The organism is Streptomyces sp. CB03238 (assembly GCF_002099185.1).
Taxonomy (GTDB): domain Bacteria; phylum Actinomycetota; class Actinomycetes; order Streptomycetales; family Streptomycetaceae; genus Streptomyces.
Map to the genome: position 1 here is coordinate 324,515 of NZ_NBCN01000007.1, position 19,810 is coordinate 344,324.

Below are 19,810 nucleotides of genomic sequence, written 5' to 3' on the forward strand. Positions count from 1 at the left end.
TGTCATGAGCGCCAGTCGAGCGGGACCTGCTTCTCCCGGTCCCAGGGTCGCTCCCAGCCGGCGAAGTGGAGGATCCGGTCGATCACACCGGCCGTGAAACCCCAGACCAGGGCCGATTCGACCAGAAATGCCGGGCCGCGGTGGCCACTGGGGTGGACGGTCGTGGCGCGGTTGGCCGGATCCGTGAGATCCGCCACGGGGACGGTGAAGACACGGGCCGTCTCGGCCGGATCGACGGCGTGGAAGGGGCTCGGGGAGCGCCACCAGCCGAGGACGGGAGTCACGACGAAGCCGCTGACGGGGATGTAGAGCCGGGGCAGCACGCCGAAGATCTGTACGCCGGTGGGGTCGAGGCCCGTCTCCTCCTCGGCCTCGCGCAGCGCGGCGCGCAACAGGCCGTCGGCCTCCGGGTCGCCGTCCTCGGGGTCGAGGGCGCCGCCGGGGAAGGACAGCTGCCCGGCGTGCGAGCGGAGGCTGCCGGCACGCTCCATGAGCAGCAGCTCGGGGCCGTGGTCGCCCTCACCGAAGAGGACGAGCACGGCGGACTGGCGGCCGCCGTGCTCGGGCGGCAGGAAGCGGCTGAGCTGCTCGGGCGCGATGTCGCGCGATACGCGGGCGACCGGCTCGAGCCAGTCGGGCAGCCCCTCGTCGCTGACGGCCGGCGGTACAAGCCGGTTCGCGGGCGGCTCCGGCTGCCCGGCCCGCCTCCGCGCACCGGCCGGAACGGCTCCCCCGGGAGCCCCGCTCCCGGTCGCCACCGGCCTCGCCCCGGCCGCGGCATCCCCCCGCGCGGGGACCACCCCGGGCGCGGGGCTGCCCGGCGCGCCCGCGCCCGGGACGCTGCCGCCGGCAACGGTTCCGGCCGGCCGGGCCCGCCGCGTGGAGAACCCCGCCGACGCCGAAGAACCAACCGCCGAGGACCCGGTTCCGGATCCGGAACCTGCCGGAGCGGAAGAACCGGCTGCTACAGGCCCCGGCGCGGCAGCGGCCGCAGGGTGGACGGTCGGGGCTGGAGCGACCGGGGAGTGGGCCGGCGGTCCGGAGGCGGCCGACGGGTGGGCGCCCGGGGCGGGAGCAGCCGACGGGTGAACGCCCTGGGCGGGAGAACCGGCTGCCGTGCGTCCCTGCGCGGAACCGCTCGGCGCCGAAGCGGCCGAGGAGTGGGCACCCGGGGCGGGACCAACCGACGAGCGGGCGCCCGAGGCGGCACCAACCGACGAGCGGACGCCCTGCACGGGACCAACCGACGGGCTCCCGCCCGAGGCGGGAGCCGCTGGCGGGCGGGCGCCCTGCGTGGGAGCGGCCGGGGCGGGGGTGGGCGGGGGGCTGCCGGGCGCGCGGGCGGCGGCGCTGCGTGGGGCGGAGCGCTCGATGCCCGGCGCCGGGCGCGCGGCGGCGGGCCGGCCCGTCCGGTCGGCCCCGCGGTTGTGCGTGTCTTCTTCAGCGCGCGTCATAGGCACCCCCGGCTTCACAACGCGTTCCAGCCACTGGTTCGTTCCGTCACTCGTCGCCGGCGCCCAGGGGCGCCGCCGGGCGGCCCGGGTAGTCCGGGGGCGGGGCCAGGCGCTGGCCCGGGTAGCCGCCCATCTCGTACTTGAGGAGCTTCTTCGCCTTGTCCGGGTCCGTCTCGCCCTCCCCGTACGCCGGGCACAGCGGCGCGACCGGGCAGGCACCGCAGGCCGGCTTGCGGGAGTGACAGATGCGCCGGCCGTGGAACACCACCCGGTGGGAGAGCATCGTCCACTCCGACTTGGGGAAGATCGCGCAGATTTCCGCCTCGACCTTCTCCGGGTCCTCCTGCTCGGTCCACTTCCACCGCCGGACCAGTCGGCCGAAGTGCGTGTCCACGGTGATGCCCGGTACGCCGAAGGCGTTGCCCAACACCACGTTCGCCGTCTTGCGGCCCACGCCCGGCAGGGTCACCAGGTCCTCCAGGCGGCCGGGGACCTGCCCTCCGAAGTCGTCCCGCAGGGCCGCGGACAGGCCCAGCAGCGACTTGGCCTTGGCGCGGAAGAAGCCGGTCGGCCGAATGATCTCCTCCAGCTCCTCCGGAACCGCCGCCGCCATGTCCTCCGGTGCCGGGTACTTCGCGAACAGCGCGGGTGTCGTCTGGTTGACCCGCAGGTCGGTCGTCTGGGCCGACAGGACGGTCGCGACGAGCAGCTCGAAGGGGTTGCGGAAGTCGAGCTCGGGATGGGCGTACGGATAGACCTCGGCCAGCTCACGGTTGATCTTGCGGGCGCGGCGGACCATCGCCAGACGCGATTCCGGCTTCCACGGCCTCGGCGCCTTCTTCAGCGCCTGGTCGTCGACCTCGGCCACCTTTACCGGCTTGGCCGCCTTCGCCTTTTTGCCCGCTTTTGCGGCTTTCCTTGGCGCGGGCGACACCTGTTCGCCCACAGCGGAATTCTGTTCCCCTGACACTCTCCCGGCCCCCTCGGCCTGCGCTCTCACCGGCGAATTGGACACCCGGCCAGCCTAAGCGCCACCGCTGACATCCGCCCCGGCCATGGTCGATCACGACCCAATCGGGCCCCTGCCGTACGGACACGCTTACCAGTGCGTCAAACTTGTTGTGATTGATCGCACTGTTTTACCGTCCGGCATCATGGGACCCAACGTCCCTGAGCAGGTCGACATAGGAGAGAACTCGTGGACGACGTTCTGCGGCGCGCCCCGCTCTTCGCGGCGCTCGATGACGAGCAGGCCGCGGAGCTCCGCGCCTCGATGAGTGAAGTGACGCTCGCCCGTGGCGACGCGCTCTTCCACGAGGGCGACCCGGGCGACCGGCTCTACGTGGTCACCGAGGGCAAGGTGAAGCTCCACCGCACGTCCCCCGACGGGCGCGAGAACATGCTCGCCGTCCTCGGCCCCGGCGAGCTGATCGGCGAGCTGTCCCTCTTCGACCCGGGCCCGCGTACCGCCACCGCGACCGCCCTGACCGAGGTCAAGCTGCTCGGCCTCGGCCACGGCGACCTCCAGCCCTGGCTGAACGCCCGCCCCGAGGTCGCCACGGCCCTGCTGCGCGCGGTCGCCCGCCGCCTGCGCAAGACCAACGACCAGATGTCCGACCTGGTCTTCTCCGACGTGCCGGGCCGTGTCGCCCGTGCCCTGCTCGACCTCTCGCGCCGCTTCGGCGTGCAGTCGGAGGAGGGCATCCACGTCGTGCACGACCTGACCCAGGAGGAGCTGGCCCAGCTCGTCGGCGCCTCCCGCGAGACGGTCAACAAGGCGCTCGCCGACTTCGCCGGCCGCGGCTGGCTGCGCCTGGAGGCGCGCGCCGTGATCCTGCTGGACGTCGAGCGCCTCGCCAAGCGTTCGCGCTAGTACGCACCGCATACGCGGAAGGGCCGCCCCGGAGCACCGGGGCGGCCCTTCGTCGCGTACGTCAGTTCTTCGTGCCGTCCACGATCAGCGGGTTCCCGCTGCCGCCGCCGCACGGCACGGCGTACACCGGGTTCTTCGCGGCCGCCTCCTTGTAGGCGTCGATGCACTGGTTCAGCAGGACCTTGTCGGTCAGCGAGGCGTTGAGGATCTTGTTGGCCCGCGCGATGCCCTCCGCCTCGATCCGGCGCCGCTCGGCCTCCGCCTTCGCCGTACGGGCGGCCTCGGTCGCCCGCTCGGTGGCCTGCTGCTGCTGGATCTTGCGGTCGATCTGGCTCTGGAGCTGGTCGGACGGCTTCACGTTGCGCAGGTTCACGGTCGTCACGTCGATGCCGCGCGGGGCCAGGCGCTCCTTGATCAGATCGCCGATCTCGGTGTTGATCTGCTCGCGGGCGGTGGCGTAGCCCTCCTCGCTCGTGTGGCGGGCGAAGACGTTACGGATGATCTCCCGGCTGTCGGGGAAGACCAGCCGCTGCTGGATGGCCTCCTCGCTGCCGGCCAGCTTGTACAGCTCGACCGCCTTGGCCGGCGTCACCGCCCACTTCACCGTGACCTCCACGTACATCACGCCGCCCTGCGAGGAGCGGACCTCGACGACGTCCTTGTCGGAGAGGTTCAGGTCGACCGGGCGCGTGGAGAAGGTGGTGACGTTGGTGAAGGGCGACGTGATGTTCATGCCGGACGTCATGGGCGCGCCGACCTTGCCGAAGGTGACGGGGACGCCGACCTCGTACGCGCTGATCACGTGCAGGCAGCTGGTGACGGCGGCGAACAGGCCGGCGATCAGCGCACCGGCCGAGCCGAGCTTGAGGCCCCGGCGATCGCTGCCGCGCGCGACGAAGAACAGCACCGCGGCGGCTATGAGCAACAGGATGGACAGGACGAACACGGATCCCCCCAGGGAAACGGAGCAGAGAAGTAAGCGGAGCGTAAAGCATGGGCCGCCGCCGCTCCCGGCCGAAGCTCCAACGCCTGGCCCCGCCTTAAGGCCCCCGCCCAAAGGCCTTGCCCCAAGGAGCCCGCCCCCAGGCCTTGCCCCAAGGCCTCCGCCCTCAGATCAAGCCGTGCTCCGTCAGGTACTCCAGCTGGGCCCGCACCGACAGCTCGGCCGCCGGCCACAGGGACCGGTCCACGTCCGCGTACACGTGCGCGACGACCTCCGCCGCCGTCCGGTAGCCGTTCTCGACGGCCGTCTCGACCTGGGCGAGCCGGGTGGCGCGGTGGGCCAGGTAGTACTCGACCGCCCCCTGGGCGTCCTCCAGGACCGGGCCGTGGCCCGGCAGCACGGTGTGGACGCCGTCGTCGACCGTCAGCGAGCGCAGCCGCCGCAGCGAGTCCAGGTAGTCGCCGAGCCGCCCGTCCGGGTGGGCCACCATCGTCGTACCGCGCCCCAGGATGGTGTCGCCCGTGAGCACCGCCCGGTCGGCCGGCAGGTGGAAGCTGAGCGAGTCGGCGGTGTGCCCCGGCGTCGGGACGACGCGCAGCTCCAGGCCCCCGACCTCGACCGCCTTCCCGGCCGTCAGGCCCTCGTCGCCGAGCCGCAGCGCCGGGTCCAGGGCGCGCACGGGCGTGCCGGTCAGCTCGGCGAACCGCCCCGCGCCCTCGGCGTGGTCCGGGTGCCCGTGCGTGAGGAGGGTGAGCGCGACGCGCTTGCCGAGCCGTTCGGCGGTGTCGATCACCCGCCGCAGGTGGGCCTCGTCCTGCGGGCCCGGGTCCACCACGACGGCGAGCGGCGAGTCCGGCTCGGAGAGGATCCAGGTGTTCGTGCCGTCCAGGGTCATCGCGGACGGGTTGGGCGCGAGGACGTTGACGGCACGTTCCGTCGCGGGGCCGGAGACGACGGCTCCGCGCGGCTGCCCGGGGAGCGCGGCGGCGTCGGTCATGCGTCCCCACCTCCCGCGCCGACCCTCTTCGTGAACTCCTCGTGCCCCGGCCAGCTCAGCACCACCTGGTCGCCCTCCAGACGCGCCTGTGCCAGTACGGGAGTGAGGTCCTGGCCCCTGGCCCCCTCCAGGGCCTCCTGGGGCGTCCCGTACCGCTCCAGGGCCCTCAGCGTGGCGATCGTCGGCGGCATCATCAGCAGCTCGCCCCGGTCGTATCCCGCCGCCGCGTCCGCCGGGCGGATCCAGACCGTGCGGTCCGCCTCCGTCGAGGCGTTCGAAGCACGCTGTCCCGCCGGGAGGGCGGCCACGAAGAACCACGTGTCGTAGCGGCGCGGCTCGAACTCCGGGGTGATCCAGCGTGCCCAGGCGCCCAGCAGGTCGGAGCGGAGCACCAGGCCCCGCCGGTCCAGGAAGTCCGCGAACGCCAGCTCCCGGGCCACCAGGGCCGCCCGGTCCGCCTCCCAGTCGTCGCCCCGCGTGTCGGCGACGACCGAGCCGGCGGTCGGCCCCGCGAGCAGGACGCCGGACTCCTCGTACGTCTCGCGCACCGCCGCGCACACGATGGCCTGCGCCTCGGCCGGCTCCGCGACCCCGAGCCGGGCGGCCCACTCGGCCGGCGACGGCCCCGCCCACCGCACCGGGTGCTCGTCGCGCGGGTCGACGCCGCCACCCGGATAGGCGTACGCGCCACCCGCGAAGGCCATGGACGTACGCCGGCGCAACATGTGCACCTCCGCACCCTCCGCCCCCTCCCGCAGCAGCAGGACGGTCGCGGCCCGCCTGGGCGTCACGGCCGTGAGCGTGCCGCCGGCGAGCGCACGGATGCGGTCGGGCCACTCCGGTGGGTACCACTGACCATTGGGCATGGCCGGATGCTATGCGCATCCGCCGAGATGTTCGAGAGAAAGGTGGGTACGGCAACGGCCCCGCGCCCACCCGGGCACGAGGCCGTACAAGGCCCTACAGGGGCCGTACAGGGGACGCTCAGTCCTGGACCAGCTCCACCTGGATCTCGACCTCGACCGGCGCGTCCAGCGGCAGCACCGCGACGCCCACCGCGCTGCGCGCGTGCACGCCCTTGTCGCCCAGCACCTCGCCCAGCAGCTCACTGGCGCCGTTGAGGACGCCCGGCTGCCCGGTGAAGTCCGACGCGGAGGCGACGAACCCGACGACCTTCACGACCCGCGCGATACGGTCCAGGTCCCCGGCGACCGACTTCACGGCGGCCAGCGCGTTGAGCGCGCAGATCCGCGCGAGCTTCTTGGCCTCCTCCGGAGTGACCTCGCCGCCCACCTTGCCGGTGACCGGAAGCTTGCCGTCCACCATCGGGAGCTGACCCGCCGTGTACACGTACACGCCCGACTGGACCGCCGGCTGGTACGACGCCAGCGGTGGCACCACGTCGGGGAGGGTCAGGCCGAGCTCGGCGAGGGTCGCCTCCACACGGCCCGTCACGGCTTCTCCCGCTTCAGGTAGGCCACGAGCTGCTCGGGGTTGTTCGGCCCGGGGACGACCTGGACGAGCTCCCAGCCGTCCTCGCCCCAGGTGTCCAGAATCTGCTTGGTCGCGTGCACGAGAAGGGGCACGGTCGCGTATTCCCACTTGGTCATGGAGCCGACTGTAGCCGCTGCCCAAGACAGCCTCCCGCTCAGGCGGCCACACGCGTCCGCTCGACGGTTCGTCCTTCGGAAGCGGAGCCGTCGTCAGTCGCCCATGCCCCCGTAGCCCTTCGGGCACGGGAGGTTCTGCGGCCGTGACCCGCCCAATCCGACCCGGGGGCGACTGGCCCACGGCACGACTGGTTAGGCTCGAATACGTGAGCAGGCTCCAGGTCGTCAGCGGCAAGGGCGGTACCGGTAAGACGACGGTCGCCGCCGCCCTCGCGCTCGCCCTCGCGACCGAGGGCAAGCGGACTCTCCTCGTGGAGGTCGAAGGCAGGCAGGGCATCGCACAGCTTTTCGAGACGGAGGCGCTTCCTTACGAGGAGCGGAAGATCGCCGTCGCGCCGGGCGGCGGGGAGGTGTACGCGCTGGCCATCGACGCCGAACGCGCGCTCCTCGACTACCTCCAGATGTTCTACAAGCTCGGCTCGGCGGGCCGCGCGCTCAAGAAGCTCGGCGCCATCGACTTCGCGACCACCGTCGCGCCGGGCGTACGGGACGTGCTGCTGACCGGCAAGGCGTGCGAGGCGGTACGCCGACGGGAGAAGGAGGGGGGCAAACAGGGGGGTTTCGTGTACGACTACGTCGTCATGGACGCCCCTCCCACCGGCCGCATCACCCGCTTCCTGAACGTCAACGACGAGGTTGCCGGTCTCGCGAAGATCGGCCCGATACACAATCAGGCCCAGGCCGTGATGCGGGTGCTGAAGTCCCCGGAGACGGCCGTCCACCTGGTGACCCTCCTGGAGGAGATGCCGGTCCAGGAGACCGCCGACGGCATCGCCGAGCTGCGCGAGGCCGACCTGCCGGTGGGCAGCGTCGTCGTGAACATGGTCCGCCCGCACGTCCTGGACGAGGACGCGGTACGGGCGGCGGCGGGCGACCACCGCAAGGGCATCGCCAAGGCGCTGGCCGCGGCGGGTATCAGCGGCTCGACCCGGCTGGTCGGCCCGCTCCTGGACCAGGCCGCCGAGCACGCGCAGAGGGTGGAGCTGGAGCGGGAGCAGCGCGAGGCGCTGGCGAAGCTTCAGGTCCCGACGTACGAACTGCCCTTCCTGGGGGAAGGGGCGGACATCGCCGGTCTCTACCGGCTGGCCAAGGAACTGAGGAAGCTCGGGGTGGGCGCATGACTCTCGATGGGGCTCCCGGCCTGGAGGTCGATCCGCTGCTCGACGACCCGGCGACGCGCATCATCGTGTGCTGCGGCGCGGGCGGTGTCGGCAAGACGACGACGGCCGCCGCCCTGGGCGTACGGGCAGCGGAGCGCGGCCGCAAGGTGGTCGTCCTGACCATCGACCCGGCCCGCCGGCTCGCCCAGTCGATGGGCATCGACCAGCTGGACAACGTTCCGCGCCGGGTCGACGGCATCAAGGGCGACGGCGAACTGCACGCCATGATGCTCGACATGAAGCGCACCTTCGACGAGATCGTCGAGGCGCACGCCGATCCCGCGCGGGCCGGCGCCATCCTGGGCAACCCCTTCTACCAGTCCCTGTCGGCCGGGTTCGCGGGCACGCAGGAGTACATGGCGATGGAGAAGCTGGGCCAGCTGCGGGCGCGCGAGGAGTGGGACCTGATCGTGGTCGACACCCCTCCGTCCCGTTCCGCGCTGGACTTCCTGGACGCGCCGAAACGGCTGGGGTCGTTCCTGGACGGGAAGTTCATCAAGCTGCTGATGGCGCCGGCGAAGGTGGGCGGCCGGGCGGGGATGAAGTTCCTGAACGTCGGCATGTCGATGATGACGGGCACCCTGGGCAGGCTTCTGGGGGGTCAGCTATTGCGCGACGTACAGACCTTCGTGGCCGCGATGGACACCATGTTCGGCGGCTTCCGTACGCGGGCGGACACCACCTACCGGCTCCTTCAGGCGCCGGGAACGGCCTTCCTGGTGGTGGCCGCGCCGGAGCGGGACGCGTTGCGGGAGGCGGCGTACTTCGTGGAGCGGCTGGCGGCGGAGCGGATGCCGCTGGCCGGGCTGGTGCTCAACCGCGTGCACGGCAGCGGAGCCGGCCGGTTGTCCGCCGAGCGGGCGCTGGCCGCGGCGGAAAATCTTGAAGAGGGCCGCATTGTGGATCAGGGGGCCGGGAAGACTGGTGTTCGTGGCCCCGAGGCGACCTCTCCCGAGCCCGAGGCCCCCGAAACCACAGCAGCACGCTCCAGCGCTTCCACCGCTGCAGGCGGCACCGTCACCACCGCCCCATCGCCCGCCGTCGCGGAACTGACCGCGGGTCTGCTGCGCCTGCATGCCGAACGGATGCAGGTGCTCGCGCGGGAACAGCGCACGCGCGACCGGTTCACCGCGCTTCACCCCGAGGTGGCGGTGACCGAAGTGCCCGCGCTCCCCGGTGACGTACACGATCTGGCGGGCCTCCGCGCCATCGGCGACCGTCTGGCGGCAGGGCACCGCTGACCGTACGGCGGCGTCCGGGGCCGGTCAGGCCCGGCTCGCGCCTGTCGCACCGCTACCTCACTACTACCCCACTGCCGCGTACGTCTCGTACGTCTCGTCGTCGTCCAGCGCGACGGGCAGGATGCCCGCGCTGCGCTCGTACTCCGTACGCGCGGTCTCCAGCAGCCGGCGCCAGGAGGTGACGGTCGGCCGCCGCCGCAGCAGTGCGCGGCGCTCACGTTCCGTCATACCGCCCCATACGCCGAACTCGACGCGGTTGTCCAGCGCGTCGGCCAGGCACTCGGTCCGCACCGGGCACCCGGTGCACACCGCCTTGGCCCTGTTCTGCGCCGCTCCTTGTACGAACAGTTCGTCCGGATCGGTTGTGCGGCAGGCGGCCTGCGCACTCCAGTCAGCTACCCAGCCCATACCGGCGCCGTCCTCTCCCGAATCGAGGCTCCCCCACGGCGGCAGCGGCATATTCACCGCCACCAGTTGAGGACGTTACGGAAGGTGGGCACAGCGCAACACCCCCTTCGGGCCCAATCTTGAATGGTCCGAACGGACTATGCGTACGCGGCAGATCACCCAGGGGAGTGAGCGATAGACATATGTAATGAACGCCGTAGAGCAGGGCACTTCAGAGGAGCCACAAAGGGCGTGTGCTGACGCATGAGGCGGAAACGGACACGGCCCGGCGCGGCTCGGGATCACGGAAGGTCATGCGGAGGGGGGTCATGCGGGGGTCATGCCGGGGTGCAACTGCTGTGACAGGTGTGACCAGCTTAGGCCAAGGCCTGCCCACGTGTCCGGAAAACGACAAGGGAGCCTCCCCAGGAGCCCCTACCGGGAGCCCCACATGTCACAACCTCGTACGCGAACATCCCGTAAGGCACCCGCTCCCTCAGAACGCCACCACCGACGGATTAGGCTTCCCCCATGCCAAAGAAGCGCTCGGGCGGTGGCCTGACCGGAGCCCAGCAGGCCGCCAAGTTCGTCGGTGTCAGCGTGCTCGCCGGAGCCGTACTGGCGGGCATCGCCCTGCCCGCCGCGGGAGCGCTGGGGCTCGCGGCGAAGGGCACGGTCCAGGGGTTCGACGAGATCCCGGCCAATCTCAAGCGGCCGCCGCTGAGCCAGCGCACCACGATTCTGGACTCGCAGGGCGGCCAGATCGCCACGGTCTACTCCCGTGACCGCACGGTCGTGGACCTCAAGGACATCTCCCCGTACATGCAGAAGGCGATCGTCGCGATCGAGGACTCGCGCTTCTACGAGCACGGCGCCATCGACCTCAAGGGCGTACTGCGCGCGCTCAACCGCAACGCCCAGTCGGGCGGGGTCGCGCAGGGCGCCTCGACGCTGACCCAGCAGTATGTGAAGAACGTCTTCGTGGAGGAGGCCGGCGACGACCCCGACAAGGTCGCCGAGGCCACCCAGCAGACCCTCGGCCGCAAGATCCAGGAGCTCAAGTACGCGATCCAGGTCGAGGAGGAGCTCGGGAAGAAGAAGATCCTCGAGAACTACCTCAACATCACCTTCTTCGGTCAGCAGGCGTACGGCATCGAGGCCGCGTCCCAGCGGTACTTCTCCAAGCCCGCCAAGGACCTGGACCTGGAGGAGGCGGCGATGCTGGCCGGCATCGTCCAGTCGCCGAGCCGCTACGACCCCGTGAACGACGTGGAGGAGGCCATCAAGCGCCGCAACGTCGTCCTGTCGCGCATGGCGGCCGTCGGCGACATCAGCGAGGCGGAGGCGGAGCGCGCGAAGGCCACCCCGATCCAGCTGAAGGTCAGCAAGCCGAAGAACGGCTGCATCACCGCCGTGGACGGCGCGGGCTTCTTCTGCGACTACGTACGCGAGGTCTTCCTCTCCGACCCGGTCTTCGGGAAGGACCGCGAGGAGCGCAGCAAGATCTGGAACCGCGGTGGCCTGACGATCAGGACCACGCTCGACCCGCAGGCGCAGAAGTCGACCCAGGAGTCGATCAAGAACCACGTCTACCAGACCGACAAGGTCGCCACGGCCGTGACGATGGTTCAGCCCGGCACGGGCAAAATCCTCGCCATGGGCCAGTCCCGGCCGTATGGCTTCGGGAAGAACGAGACCCAGATCAACTACTCGGTCAACAAGGGCATGGGCGGGTCGAACTACGGCTTCCCGACCGGCTCGACGTTCAAGCCCTTCGTGGCGGCCGCCGCCATAGAGCAGGGCAAGCCGGCGACGCAGGTGTACCCGTCGCCGTACCAGATGCCCTACCCGTCGTCCGTCTCCACGTGCAGTGGGAAGCCCTGGGTCAACCAGGGGGACACCGTGGAGAACGAGAACGAGTCGGAGGTCGGCCCGTACGACCTCAAGGACGCGATGGCGATGTCGGTCAACACGTACTTCGTACAGATGATCGGCGAGATCGGCATGTGCCCGGTCGTGGAGATGACCGACAAGCTGAACGTGGTGATGGGCAACGACGAGAAGCTGCCCGAGCGCCCCTCCAGCCTCACCCTGGGCTCCAACGGCATCTCGCCGCTGAACATGGCCTCCGCGTACGCGGCCTTCGCCAACCGCGGCACGTACTGCACGCCGACCGCCATCGAGTCCATCAAGACGGCGGACGGCAAGAGCCTGGACGTCCCGAAGACCAGCTGCACCAAGGCGATGTCGGAGCGGACGGCCGACACCATCAACAACCTGTTGCGCGGTGTGATCGACTCCGGTACGGGCCAGTCGGCGGGCCTCAGCAGCCGCGACAACGCGGGCAAGACGGGTACGACGGACGGCCGCAAGAACGCCTGGTTCGTGGGCTACACCCCGAACCTGTCGGGCGCCGTGTGGGTCGGCTCGCCGAGCCAGGACGTGGAGATGGAGTACATCACCATCGGCGGCCAGTACCACGACAAGGTCTTCGGCGGAAAGGTGCCGGGCCCCATCTGGAAGGACGCCATGACGGGCGCCCTGGACGGCCACGAGGCGCCGGACTTCGTCGACGTCCACATCCCCGACGCCCCGAAGAACGGCAAGGGCAAGGGCAAGCCCGGCGACAACAAGCCGGGGGGCGGCACCGGCGGCGACGACGGGGACGACAACAAGCCCGGTGGCGGCGGTGACAAACCGTGGGACGGGATCACCATCCCGCCGGACATGATCGGCGGCGGCAACCAGCGTGGCCAGGGCAACGGCGGCGGCTGGCGCTGAGACAGGAAGGGGCGCCCCACCGGAGTTCCGGTGGGGCGCCCCTTTTTCGTACGTGGGCGTCAGGCGATGAACAGCGCCGCCAGAGCGAGCACCGAGGCGCCGAACACCACGACGTGGCGCGCGTTCTGGAGAACCCACACCCAGGAGGGGAAACCGTCCTCCGCCGCCTTGAGGAGGGCCGGCACGTCGATACGGGCGAGGTCCGCGTCGCCCTTGCGGGCGAAGGCGGCACGCACGGACGTCACCGCGGTCAGGTTGCTGTAGAGGATGACGCCGTTAGTCGCCAGGACGATCGACTGGGCGACCCAGGTCAGGGACTCGGCCCAGGAGCCGTCGCACAGGTTCACCGCCGCCACCGCGGCCATCACCGCCGCGATGGAGACCGGTGCCCACGTCTCGTGGCCACCGGCGTCGAACCGCATACCGTTCTCGGCCAGCACGGTCGTCCGCACGCCCTGGCGCCGCAGCTCCGCCTCCGCGCCCACCGTCGCGGTCGCTCCGTAACGGGCGCGTACCACCGGGATGCTCAGGAACGCGGCGGCGACGAGCATCTGCATGACGGCGACGAACGTGTTCATGGTCGGTCTCCCCTCATAGGGCCGCCGTGCGGCGGCACCCCCCTGGCCTTGAACTAAGTACAGGACGAAGGTACAGCGGCACTTGAACTAAGTGCAATAGCGTTCCTGAACTTTGTACAAGTCGAGCGCGCGCACCTATGGTGTGGGCATGCCTCGCTCCACACTGACCAGGGAAGAAATCGTCCGGACCGCGATCGACCTGCTCGACGACGAAGGCCTGGAAGGCCTGAACATGCGGGCTCTGGGCAAGCGGCTCGGCACCGCCGCGACGGCGGTCTACTGGCACGTCAAGACCAAGAGCGAACTCGTCCTGCTCGCCGGCGACCAGGTGTGGGACGAAATCGAACTGCCAGACCTCGACACGGTCGACTGGCGGACGGCGGCCATGAAGATGGCCACCGGTCTGCACGCGATGCTCAGCAGGCACCCGTGGCTGGTGCAGGCCTTCGGCTCGTACCTCTTCTACGGGCCCGGCAAGGCCCGCCACGACGACCACAGCCTCGCCGTCTACGAGACCGGTGGCTTCGCCGGCACCGATGCGGACCGAGCGGCGGCCGCCGTCTTCACGTACGTACTCGGCAGCGCCCTCGGCGCCTCCGCCACCAGCTCCCTGACGCGAAGGCTCAGCCGCGACGGCGGCGAGGCGGAAGAGCTGATCCAGGACACCCTGGCGAAGGCGAACGAAGTCGCCATGCGATTCCCCCGGCTGCGCGCCCGCCTCGCCACGCCGGCCGCCGGTTACAACGCGGCACCCGAGCAGACCTTCGAACGCGGCCTGCGAGCCCTCCTCAACGGCCTCGAGGCCGAGCGCGACGGGACCCCATGAGCGCGTAGGTGCTCGCTGGACGGCGGCGGGTGGCCCGGGAGCCACGAGGGCAGCCGCCCAGGACCTCCGAGGGCGGCCGGAGGCCGGTCCTCAGCCTGGGTGGACCGGCCTCATCCCGCCCCAGCAGGGGTCAGCCGGCCAGGAGTTGCTTGACCACGGCGGCGACGCGGCCGCCCTCCGCGCGGCCGGCGACCTTCGGGTTCACGATCTTCATCACGGCGCCCATGGCACGCGGACCCTCGGCACCGGCCGCCTTGGCCTCCTCGACCGCCTGGGCCACGATCTGCTTCAGCTCGTCGTCGCCGAGCTGCTGCGGCAGGTACGCGTCGAGGATGGCGCCCTCGGCCTTCTCACGCTCGGCCTGCGCGGCGCGGCCGCCCTGCTCGAAGGCCTCGGCCGCCTCACGGCGCTTCTTCGCCTCCTTGGCGATCACCTTCTGCACCTCGTCGTCGGAGAGCTCGCGCGCCTGCTTGCCCGCGACCTCCTCCTTGGTGATGGCGGCGAGGGTCAGCCGGAGGGTCGAGGAGCGCAGCTCGTCGCGCGCCCTGATCGCCTCGGTGAGGTCTTCCTTCAACGTGGACTTGAGCGTGGTCATGCGGACAAGTGTGGCAGGTGCGACGACCCGCACGCCCGCGCATTTCCCGCGCCCTCGCCGTTCTGGGACGATGGCCGCATGCGCGCGCGATACGGAGTTCCCCTGAAAGTCACCGCAGGAATCGCAGCGGTCGGCGCGGCCGGCCTGGCCTACGCCGCCGGGTTCGAGGCCCGTTCCTTCCGGCTGCGCCGGATCACCGTGCCCGTACTGCCGCGAGGGACACGGCCGTTGCGCGTGCTTCAGGTCTCGGACATCCACATGGTGAGCGGTCAGCGCAAGAAGCGGGCGTGGCTCCAGTCGCTGGCCGGGCTGCGGCCGGACTTCGTGGTCAACACCGGTGACAACCTCTCCGACCCGGACGGCGTACCGGAGGTCCTGGACGCGCTCGGCCCGCTGATGGACTTCCCCGGCGTGTACGTCTTCGGCTCCAACGACTACTACGGCCCCAAGCTCCGCAACCCGGCCCGCTACCTGATCGAGAAGGCCCAGGGACGGCACGGCCTGAACGGCAACGCGCCGGCCGTCGGAGCCGTGCACAACCCGTGGGAGGAGATCCGCGACACCTTCGACACGGCGGGCTGGCTGAACCTCAGCAACACGCGCGGCCGGCTGAAGCTGGACGGCCTGGAGCTGGCGTTCACCGGCCTGGACGACCCGCACATCAAGCGCGACCGGTACGAGCGGGTCGCCGGCGGTCCGGAGCCGGACGCCGACCTGTCGCTGGCCGTCGTGCACGCCCCGTACCTGCGCTCCCTCGACGCCTTCACGGCCGACGGCTACCCGCTGATCCTGGCGGGCCACACGCACGGCGGACAGCTGTGCATCCCCTTCTACGGGGCGCTGGTCACCAACTGCGACCTGGACACCGACCGCGTCAAGGGCCTGTCCACCCACCGCGCCGGCGGCAACACCGCGTACCTCCACGTCTCGGCGGGCTGCGGCACCAACCGCTACACCCCGGTCCGCTTCGCCTGCCCGCCGGAGGCCACGCTCCTCACCCTCACCCCCCGGGACTGATCACCCTCCCCTACCGTTGAGGGATGACTGCCCCCTTTTCGACGCATGTGCCCGCATCGGCGGTCGTCCCTCGGGTCCGCCGGCCGTACGCCGCCGCCTTCCGCGCCCTGATCGCGCTGGCGGCGGTCACGGGGATCGTCATCGACCTGGTCCTGGGCAGTCCGGGCCGGGTGCTCAGCTACTTCACGATCCAGAGCAACCTGCTGCTCGCGGCCGTCCTCGCCCTGTCGGCCCACCGCGCCTGGTCGGCCCGCCCGCCGCTGCCGCCGCGGGTCACGGCCGGCGCGCTGCTCCTGATCTCCATCACGGGCCTCGTCTACCACCTGATCCTGGCCGACGACACCGCCGCGTTCTCCATGACCGGCGCCTCGGCCGGCCCCCATGAGGTCGCCAACCAGCTCCTGCACACCGTGACCCCGCTCGCCACCCTGCTGGACTGGCTGCTCCTCACCCGCCCCGGCGGCCTGCGCCTCCGCGACGCCGCCCTGTGGCTGCTCTACCCCCTGGCGTACCTACTCTTCGCCCTGGCCCGCGGCGCCCTCCTCTCCCCCGGCACCCCGGCCCGCTACCCGTACCCCTTCCTGGACGTCCCCACCCACGGCTACGCCGGCGTACTGAAGGACGCCCTGGTGCTGGGCCTGCTCTTCTATGCCCTGGCCCTGGCCCTGGTCGGCCTGGACCGGATCAGGCCGCACCTCCGAGGCCGCGAAAACCGGATTTCGTCTCCCGGCGCCGGTGGGCTAAAGTAAACGACGTCGCCGGGACACGCGGTGACATCGGGGTGTAGCGCAGCTTGGCAGCGCGCTTCGTTCGGGACGAAGAGGTCGTGGGTTCAAATCCCGCCACCCCGACAGAGAAGTACCAGGTCAGGGGCCTGATTCGAGAGATCGAATCAGGCCCCTGACTGGCTTTGTAGATCGTTTGGGAGAAACCTGGGAGACGATCTTGGTCGGGGTCTCCCAGGAAGGTGCACTGTGGGGAGTGGATGGCGCAGCCGTGACGTCCGATCCTCCTGTGCGTTCGTGAATCGCCACCTCTCACCAACCGGAAACGCGCTTCTCCCCCAGGACGGCAAGACGACATGGTTCGCACCCCGTTAGGATCACCGCCCATGGCCGCTCGACTCTCCGCCAACAGCTCCGACCACGCCTGCCGGGCCCGAGCGCTCTCACGGCGGATCCGGTCCCTGCGCGAAGAGCGCGGATGGTCGGTGGAGCGTCTTGCCAAGGAGGCAGGAGTCGGCACGAGCACCCTGAGGCGGCTGGAGAGCGAGGGAGCGATCCAGCCGAGTTTCTTCACGGTCGGCGACATCGCGGAAGCCCTGGACGTATCGCTGGAGGAGCTCTTCCGACAGGCGAAGCCGACGCCCGGGCTCTGGTCCGCGGGTTACGAGGGTCGCGACATCGGCTCCTTCGTCTCCTCCCTCCTGGACAGCGACATCCAGGTGGTTGCCGACGTACGGCTCACGCCGATCAGCCGCAAGCCCGGCTTCAGCAAGACCCGCCTCGGGCAGGCGCTCGCCGAGGCCGGCATCGAGTACACCCACCTGCGTGCCCTGGGGAACCCAAAGGAGAACCGGGCGCCGTTCTGGGACGGTCGAGTGGGTGTGGGACGCGCCCGGTTCCGCAGCATTCTGCGGTCGGACGCGGCGCAGACGGATCTCGACCGTCTGGCTGAGCACGCCGCCCAGTCCCGTGTCGCGGTGCTGTGCTTCGAGAAGGACGAGGAGCGCTGCCACCGCAAGGTCGTCCTGGACACGGTCCGCAAGCGGGCCGCGGTGGACGTGCGACCGCTGGCCTGATCCCACCGACTCCCCGTGTCGTCGGTCTTGACCGACGACGGCCGCTCCCTTCCCATCTGAACCGGGGCGATTCAGCGGAGGGGGGCAGCATGGCCGATGACCGGCAGCGTGCCAGGATCATGATCACGGTCAAGACGTATCCGGAACTGTCGTCGAAGTACCGCGAGACGAGCTGTGTGGCCGGGATCCGGGTGGACCAGGGACGCCCGCAGCATGTGCGGCTCTTCCCGGTCCCGTTCCGGCTGCTGGAGCAGGGCGCGCAGTTCAAGAAGTACTCGATCGTCGAGGTCGACGTCCGCCCTCACCACAGGGACAGGCGCCCCGAGAGCCTGCGGCCCGATCTCGACACGCTGGAGGTCATCGAGCAGGTTCCGTCTTCCGACGGCTGGAAGCAGCGGTACTCGTACGTCGAGCCGCTCGTCGCGCGATCGCTCTGCGCTATCAAGCGCGACCAGGAGGCCAAGGGGACCTCGCTCGGCATCTTCCGGCCGGCGGAGATCATCGACTTCCGGCTGACGGAGGCGGAGCCGTGGCCCGCTGCGAAGGCCGCGCTCGCGGACCAGCTGGACCTGTTCGACCAAGACCTGCGGCGCTTGGAGTGGGTGCCGTTCGAGTTCCGCTATCGCTTCCGCTGCGCGGACGACGCCTGCACGGGGCACGACATGGGGCTCAAGGACTGGGAGGCCGGCGAGTCCTACCGGAAATTCCGGCGCACCTACGGCGAGCAGGCCGTCCTGGACAAATTGCGCGAGCGCTGGTTCGACCGAATGGTCACCCCCGATCGGGCGATCCACTGCTTCGTCGGCAACATCGCGGCACATCCTCGCACGTTCATGCTGCTGGGGCTCTTCTATCCCCAGCGGAACGTGGTCGACTTCGTTCAGGACGACCTGTTCTCCGTGTGAGCGGTCCCGTCCTCAGCGCGCGGCGAGGAGGCGGTCCAGCACCTGCACCGGGGACCGCGGGCACATCGCGCGGCGGGCGTCGAGGGCCGCCTCCCACTGGTTGGTCAGGCCGGCGAGGAGACGGCGGCGCATGCCCGGGGTCACGTGTGCGTAGCGGGCCGAGATGGAGCCGTCGAGGTGGCCCATGCGCTCGTCCATGAGGACCTTCTCCGTGCCGAGGTCCTCCATGAGGGTCCGGTGGGAGTGACGCAGGCCGTGCGGGGTGAGGCCCTTGGCAACGGGTAGCCAGCAGGCATCGGCCCGCTGGCTCGCGTTCCGGCCGCGGACGGGGACGCCGGGCCAGCGCTCGCCCAGGAGTGGGACGGGGCGCGGCTCCTGGGGTGCCTTCTTCGGGTACCAGCCGGTGGCGGCCGGCTGGAAGAGCCAGGTAGCGAAGCCGTTGCGCCTCCAGTGGGCCGCCTCCTGGGAGGGGGCCGCATTGCGTACGAAACCGAGCTCTGCTACAGCGAGTTCGACCCGGACGCGCGTCTCCTCTCGTACGCGCTCGGGGTGGTTTAGCACGTTGGAGACCGTGCCGGTGGACACTTCGGCACGGCGGGCGACGTCGACGAGCTTCGCGCCGCCGTGTCCGCTGGTGCGGGCGGCACCCTGGCCTCGGAAGACGTAAGTCTTGCCGTGGCAGGGGCACGGCACCGGCTTCGTACGGGCGATGTGATCGGCAACGAGGGCGGACAGCCAGTCCGTGGCGTCGATGGTGCGGTAGCTGTCGTCCTTCGGCGGTACGCGCACCAGCTCGCCGGAATCGAGCTCGTACAGCTGCCACTCGACGCGGACGATTCCGGGGCGCGCGAACTCCGTCTCCAGACCGACGATCTCGCCCCACCGCATGCCGGTGTAAGTCTTGAGCGTCACGGCCACGAACTCGTCGTCCCGCCCGGAAAGCAGGGCCGCCCGCTCGGCGATCAGCAGGGCACCGAGCGGGTCGGTGATGACCTTCTCGGGGCCGCGGTCGCGGGAGCGGCCGGCACGCTTGCCGCGTCCCCGCCGTCGGGCGGCTGGGTTGGATGCGATCAGGCCCTCGTCGATTGCGTCCTCGAGGATGAGGTGCAGGGTCGAGCGCCAGGTTTTCACGCTGGAAGCCGCGTACACGGCCCTCTCCGCCTTCTCCCAGCGCTCCACGTCCGAGCGGAGGATGCCGGAGAGGGACTTGTCCGCGAAGGTGGGGAGGAGGTGTTCCTCGATGTGACGCCGGTAGTTCTGCATGGTGGACGCGGCGAGGTCCTGGTCGGCGTACCAGCGGCTGGCGTACTCACCGAAAGTCTCCTGGCCGGCTGCGGGGTCCCGCCATTCACCACGCCGGACGGCGACCTCCTCAGCGTCGGCTGCCTGCTTGGCCTCCCGCTTGGTGGCGAACTTGACCACGGCGCCCGTCGAGTCGGAGACGGTGCCGTACTTGCCGTCGGCGAGCTTGTAGCGGCCCCGCCAGTAGGTGCTGCGCTTCTCCGCGTACCCCAAGTGTTGCCTCCCTTCTCTCGCTGGGGCTGTCTAGGCGGTGATGTCGTACTGGGACTGGGCCTTGAGC

General features: G+C 70.6%; 20 protein-coding genes and 1 tRNA gene. 10 read left to right on the top strand and 11 right to left on the bottom strand.

The genetic code is table 11. The features are described from left to right. Positions 1 to 2 precede the first annotated feature (2 nt). Together BKD26_RS14630 and nth are read right to left on the bottom strand one after the other, a co-directional pair. Entirely contained in the window at positions 3 to 641 is a 639-nt protein-coding gene (locus BKD26_RS14630; RefSeq protein ID WP_241518679.1) for a CoA pyrophosphatase, read from the bottom strand. Between the two features lie 859 nt (positions 642 to 1,500). Continuing rightward, positions 1,501 to 2,400 carry an endonuclease III gene (nth, locus tag BKD26_RS14635; RefSeq protein ID WP_084898264.1) on the bottom strand — a complete coding sequence of 300 codons (900 nt, stop codon included), beginning with the start codon at positions 2,398 to 2,400 and terminating at the stop codon, positions 1,501 to 1,503. A 252-nt stretch (positions 2,401 to 2,652) separates the two neighbouring features. Between nth and BKD26_RS14640 the strand changes: the two genes are divergently transcribed. Further along, entirely contained in the window at positions 2,653 to 3,327 is a 675-nt protein-coding gene (locus tag BKD26_RS14640) for a Crp/Fnr family transcriptional regulator (RefSeq protein ID WP_014046869.1), read from the top strand. A gap of 61 nt (positions 3,328 to 3,388) precedes the next feature. Here BKD26_RS14640 and BKD26_RS14645 read toward each other — a convergent pair whose 3' ends face one another. From BKD26_RS14645 to BKD26_RS39095, 5 genes are all read right to left on the bottom strand, one after another. Continuing rightward, positions 3,389 to 4,273, bottom strand: a complete 885-nt coding sequence (locus BKD26_RS14645; protein ID WP_084898265.1) for a prohibitin family protein — start codon at positions 4,271 to 4,273, stop codon at positions 3,389 to 3,391. Between the two features lie 163 nt (positions 4,274 to 4,436). Then, positions 4,437 to 5,267 (bottom strand): MBL fold metallo-hydrolase, encoded by an 831-nt coding sequence (locus tag BKD26_RS14650; protein ID WP_084898266.1) that lies wholly within the window; start codon positions 5,265 to 5,267, stop codon positions 4,437 to 4,439. Further along, entirely contained in the window at positions 5,264 to 6,133 is an 870-nt protein-coding gene (locus BKD26_RS14655; protein ID WP_084898267.1) for an NUDIX hydrolase, read from the bottom strand. The genes BKD26_RS14650 and BKD26_RS14655 overlap by 4 nt, the downstream gene beginning before the upstream one ends. Positions 6,134 to 6,251: 118 nt before the next feature. Continuing rightward, the gene (locus tag BKD26_RS14660) at positions 6,252 to 6,722 is read right to left on the bottom strand and encodes a RidA family protein (protein WP_084898268.1); all 471 of its coding nucleotides are present in this window, start codon (positions 6,720 to 6,722) and stop codon (positions 6,252 to 6,254) included. Beyond that, complete coding sequence (locus BKD26_RS39095) at positions 6,719 to 6,877, bottom strand: DUF4177 domain-containing protein (protein WP_019992579.1); 159 nt, start codon at positions 6,875 to 6,877, stop codon at positions 6,719 to 6,721. Before BKD26_RS39095 ends, BKD26_RS14660 begins: the two co-directional genes overlap by 4 nt. Before the next feature lie 206 nt (positions 6,878 to 7,083). Between BKD26_RS39095 and BKD26_RS14665 the strand changes: the two genes are divergently transcribed. Then, entirely contained in the window at positions 7,084 to 8,058 is a 975-nt protein-coding gene (locus BKD26_RS14665) for an ArsA-related P-loop ATPase (protein WP_179166541.1), read from the top strand. After that, positions 8,055 to 9,338 carry an ArsA family ATPase gene (locus BKD26_RS14670; RefSeq protein WP_084898269.1) on the top strand — a complete coding sequence of 428 codons (1,284 nt, stop codon included), beginning with the start codon at positions 8,055 to 8,057 and terminating at the stop codon, positions 9,336 to 9,338. The genes BKD26_RS14665 and BKD26_RS14670 overlap by 4 nt, the downstream gene beginning before the upstream one ends. A 63-nt stretch (positions 9,339 to 9,401) precedes the next feature. Here the strand turns inward: BKD26_RS14670 and BKD26_RS14675 are convergent, their stop codons facing one another. Next, the gene (locus BKD26_RS14675) at positions 9,402 to 9,746 is read right to left on the bottom strand and encodes a WhiB family transcriptional regulator (RefSeq protein ID WP_058940833.1); all 345 of its coding nucleotides are present in this window, start codon (positions 9,744 to 9,746) and stop codon (positions 9,402 to 9,404) included. 510 nt (positions 9,747 to 10,256) lie between these two features. On the opposite strand from BKD26_RS14675, the gene BKD26_RS14685 reads away from it, so the two are divergent. Further along, entirely contained in the window at positions 10,257 to 12,506 is a 2,250-nt protein-coding gene (locus BKD26_RS14685) for a transglycosylase domain-containing protein (RefSeq protein WP_084898270.1), read from the top strand. 59 nt (positions 12,507 to 12,565) lie between these two features. Here the strand turns inward: BKD26_RS14685 and BKD26_RS14690 are convergent, their stop codons facing one another. Continuing rightward, positions 12,566 to 13,084, bottom strand: coding sequence for a hypothetical protein (locus tag BKD26_RS14690; RefSeq protein ID WP_084898271.1), 519 nt, complete (start codon positions 13,082 to 13,084; stop codon positions 12,566 to 12,568). 148 nt (positions 13,085 to 13,232) lie between these two features. Here BKD26_RS14690 and BKD26_RS14695 point away from each other — a divergent pair, with 148 nt between their 5' ends. After that, complete coding sequence (locus tag BKD26_RS14695) at positions 13,233 to 13,910, top strand: TetR/AcrR family transcriptional regulator C-terminal domain-containing protein (RefSeq protein ID WP_084898272.1); 678 nt, start codon at positions 13,233 to 13,235, stop codon at positions 13,908 to 13,910. A gap of 130 nt (positions 13,911 to 14,040) precedes the next feature. Here the strand turns inward: BKD26_RS14695 and BKD26_RS14700 are convergent, their stop codons facing one another. Further along, the gene (locus BKD26_RS14700) at positions 14,041 to 14,505 is read right to left on the bottom strand and encodes a GatB/YqeY domain-containing protein (RefSeq protein ID WP_084898273.1); all 465 of its coding nucleotides are present in this window, start codon (positions 14,503 to 14,505) and stop codon (positions 14,041 to 14,043) included. Between the two features lie 78 nt (positions 14,506 to 14,583). Between BKD26_RS14700 and BKD26_RS14705 the strand changes: the two genes are divergently transcribed. The 5 genes from BKD26_RS14705 to BKD26_RS14725 all read left to right on the top strand — a co-directional run bounded on the left by BKD26_RS14705 (position 14,584) and on the right by BKD26_RS14725 (position 18,228). Beyond that, positions 14,584 to 15,522 (top strand): metallophosphoesterase, encoded by a 939-nt coding sequence (locus BKD26_RS14705; protein ID WP_084898274.1) that lies wholly within the window; start codon positions 14,584 to 14,586, stop codon positions 15,520 to 15,522. 23 nt (positions 15,523 to 15,545) lie between these two features. Beyond that, on the top strand, positions 15,546 to 16,271 hold the full coding sequence (locus BKD26_RS14710; protein ID WP_107417850.1) for a Pr6Pr family membrane protein: 726 nt from the start codon (positions 15,546 to 15,548) through the stop codon (positions 16,269 to 16,271). A 28-nt stretch (positions 16,272 to 16,299) separates the two neighbouring features. Continuing rightward, positions 16,300 to 16,373 (top strand) — tRNA-Pro (locus BKD26_RS14715). A 260-nt stretch (positions 16,374 to 16,633) separates the two neighbouring features. Then, positions 16,634 to 17,323, top strand: a complete 690-nt coding sequence (locus BKD26_RS14720) for a DUF488 family protein (RefSeq protein WP_084898275.1) — start codon at positions 16,634 to 16,636, stop codon at positions 17,321 to 17,323. Positions 17,324 to 17,412: 89 nt separating this feature from the next. Then, positions 17,413 to 18,228 (top strand): hypothetical protein, encoded by an 816-nt coding sequence (locus BKD26_RS14725; protein WP_241518660.1) that lies wholly within the window; start codon positions 17,413 to 17,415, stop codon positions 18,226 to 18,228. A 12-nt stretch (positions 18,229 to 18,240) separates the two neighbouring features. Here BKD26_RS14725 and BKD26_RS14730 read toward each other — a convergent pair whose 3' ends face one another. Then, on the bottom strand, positions 18,241 to 19,743 hold the full coding sequence (locus BKD26_RS14730; protein WP_084898276.1) for a LacI family DNA-binding transcriptional regulator: 1,503 nt from the start codon (positions 19,741 to 19,743) through the stop codon (positions 18,241 to 18,243). Between the last annotated feature and the right edge of the window lie 67 nt (positions 19,744 to 19,810).

Coding starts and splice junctions, on each gene's coding strand:
- BKD26_RS14675 (WP_058940833.1), bottom strand. CDS start 9,746: ATGGGCTGGGTAGCTGACTGGAGTGCGCAGGCCGCCTGCCGCACAACC.
- BKD26_RS14720 (WP_084898275.1), top strand. CDS start 16,634: ATGGCCGCTCGACTCTCCGCCAACAGCTCCGACCACGCCTGCCGGGCC.
- BKD26_RS14685 (WP_084898270.1), top strand. CDS start 10,257: ATGCCAAAGAAGCGCTCGGGCGGTGGCCTGACCGGAGCCCAGCAGGCC.
- BKD26_RS14725 (WP_241518660.1), top strand. CDS start 17,413: ATGGCCGATGACCGGCAGCGTGCCAGGATCATGATCACGGTCAAGACG.
- BKD26_RS14690 (WP_084898271.1), bottom strand. CDS start 13,084: ATGAACACGTTCGTCGCCGTCATGCAGATGCTCGTCGCCGCCGCGTTC.
- BKD26_RS14705 (WP_084898274.1), top strand. CDS start 14,584: ATGCGCGCGCGATACGGAGTTCCCCTGAAAGTCACCGCAGGAATCGCA.
- BKD26_RS14670 (WP_084898269.1), top strand. CDS start 8,055: ATGACTCTCGATGGGGCTCCCGGCCTGGAGGTCGATCCGCTGCTCGAC.
- BKD26_RS14710 (WP_107417850.1), top strand. CDS start 15,546: ATGACTGCCCCCTTTTCGACGCATGTGCCCGCATCGGCGGTCGTCCCT.
- BKD26_RS14700 (WP_084898273.1), bottom strand. CDS start 14,505: ATGACCACGCTCAAGTCCACGTTGAAGGAAGACCTCACCGAGGCGATC.
- BKD26_RS14655 (WP_084898267.1), bottom strand. CDS start 6,133: ATGCCCAATGGTCAGTGGTACCCACCGGAGTGGCCCGACCGCATCCGT.
- BKD26_RS14650 (WP_084898266.1), bottom strand. CDS start 5,267: ATGACCGACGCCGCCGCGCTCCCCGGGCAGCCGCGCGGAGCCGTCGTC.
- BKD26_RS14695 (WP_084898272.1), top strand. CDS start 13,233: ATGCCTCGCTCCACACTGACCAGGGAAGAAATCGTCCGGACCGCGATC.
- BKD26_RS39095 (WP_019992579.1), bottom strand. CDS start 6,877: ATGACCAAGTGGGAATACGCGACCGTGCCCCTTCTCGTGCACGCGACC.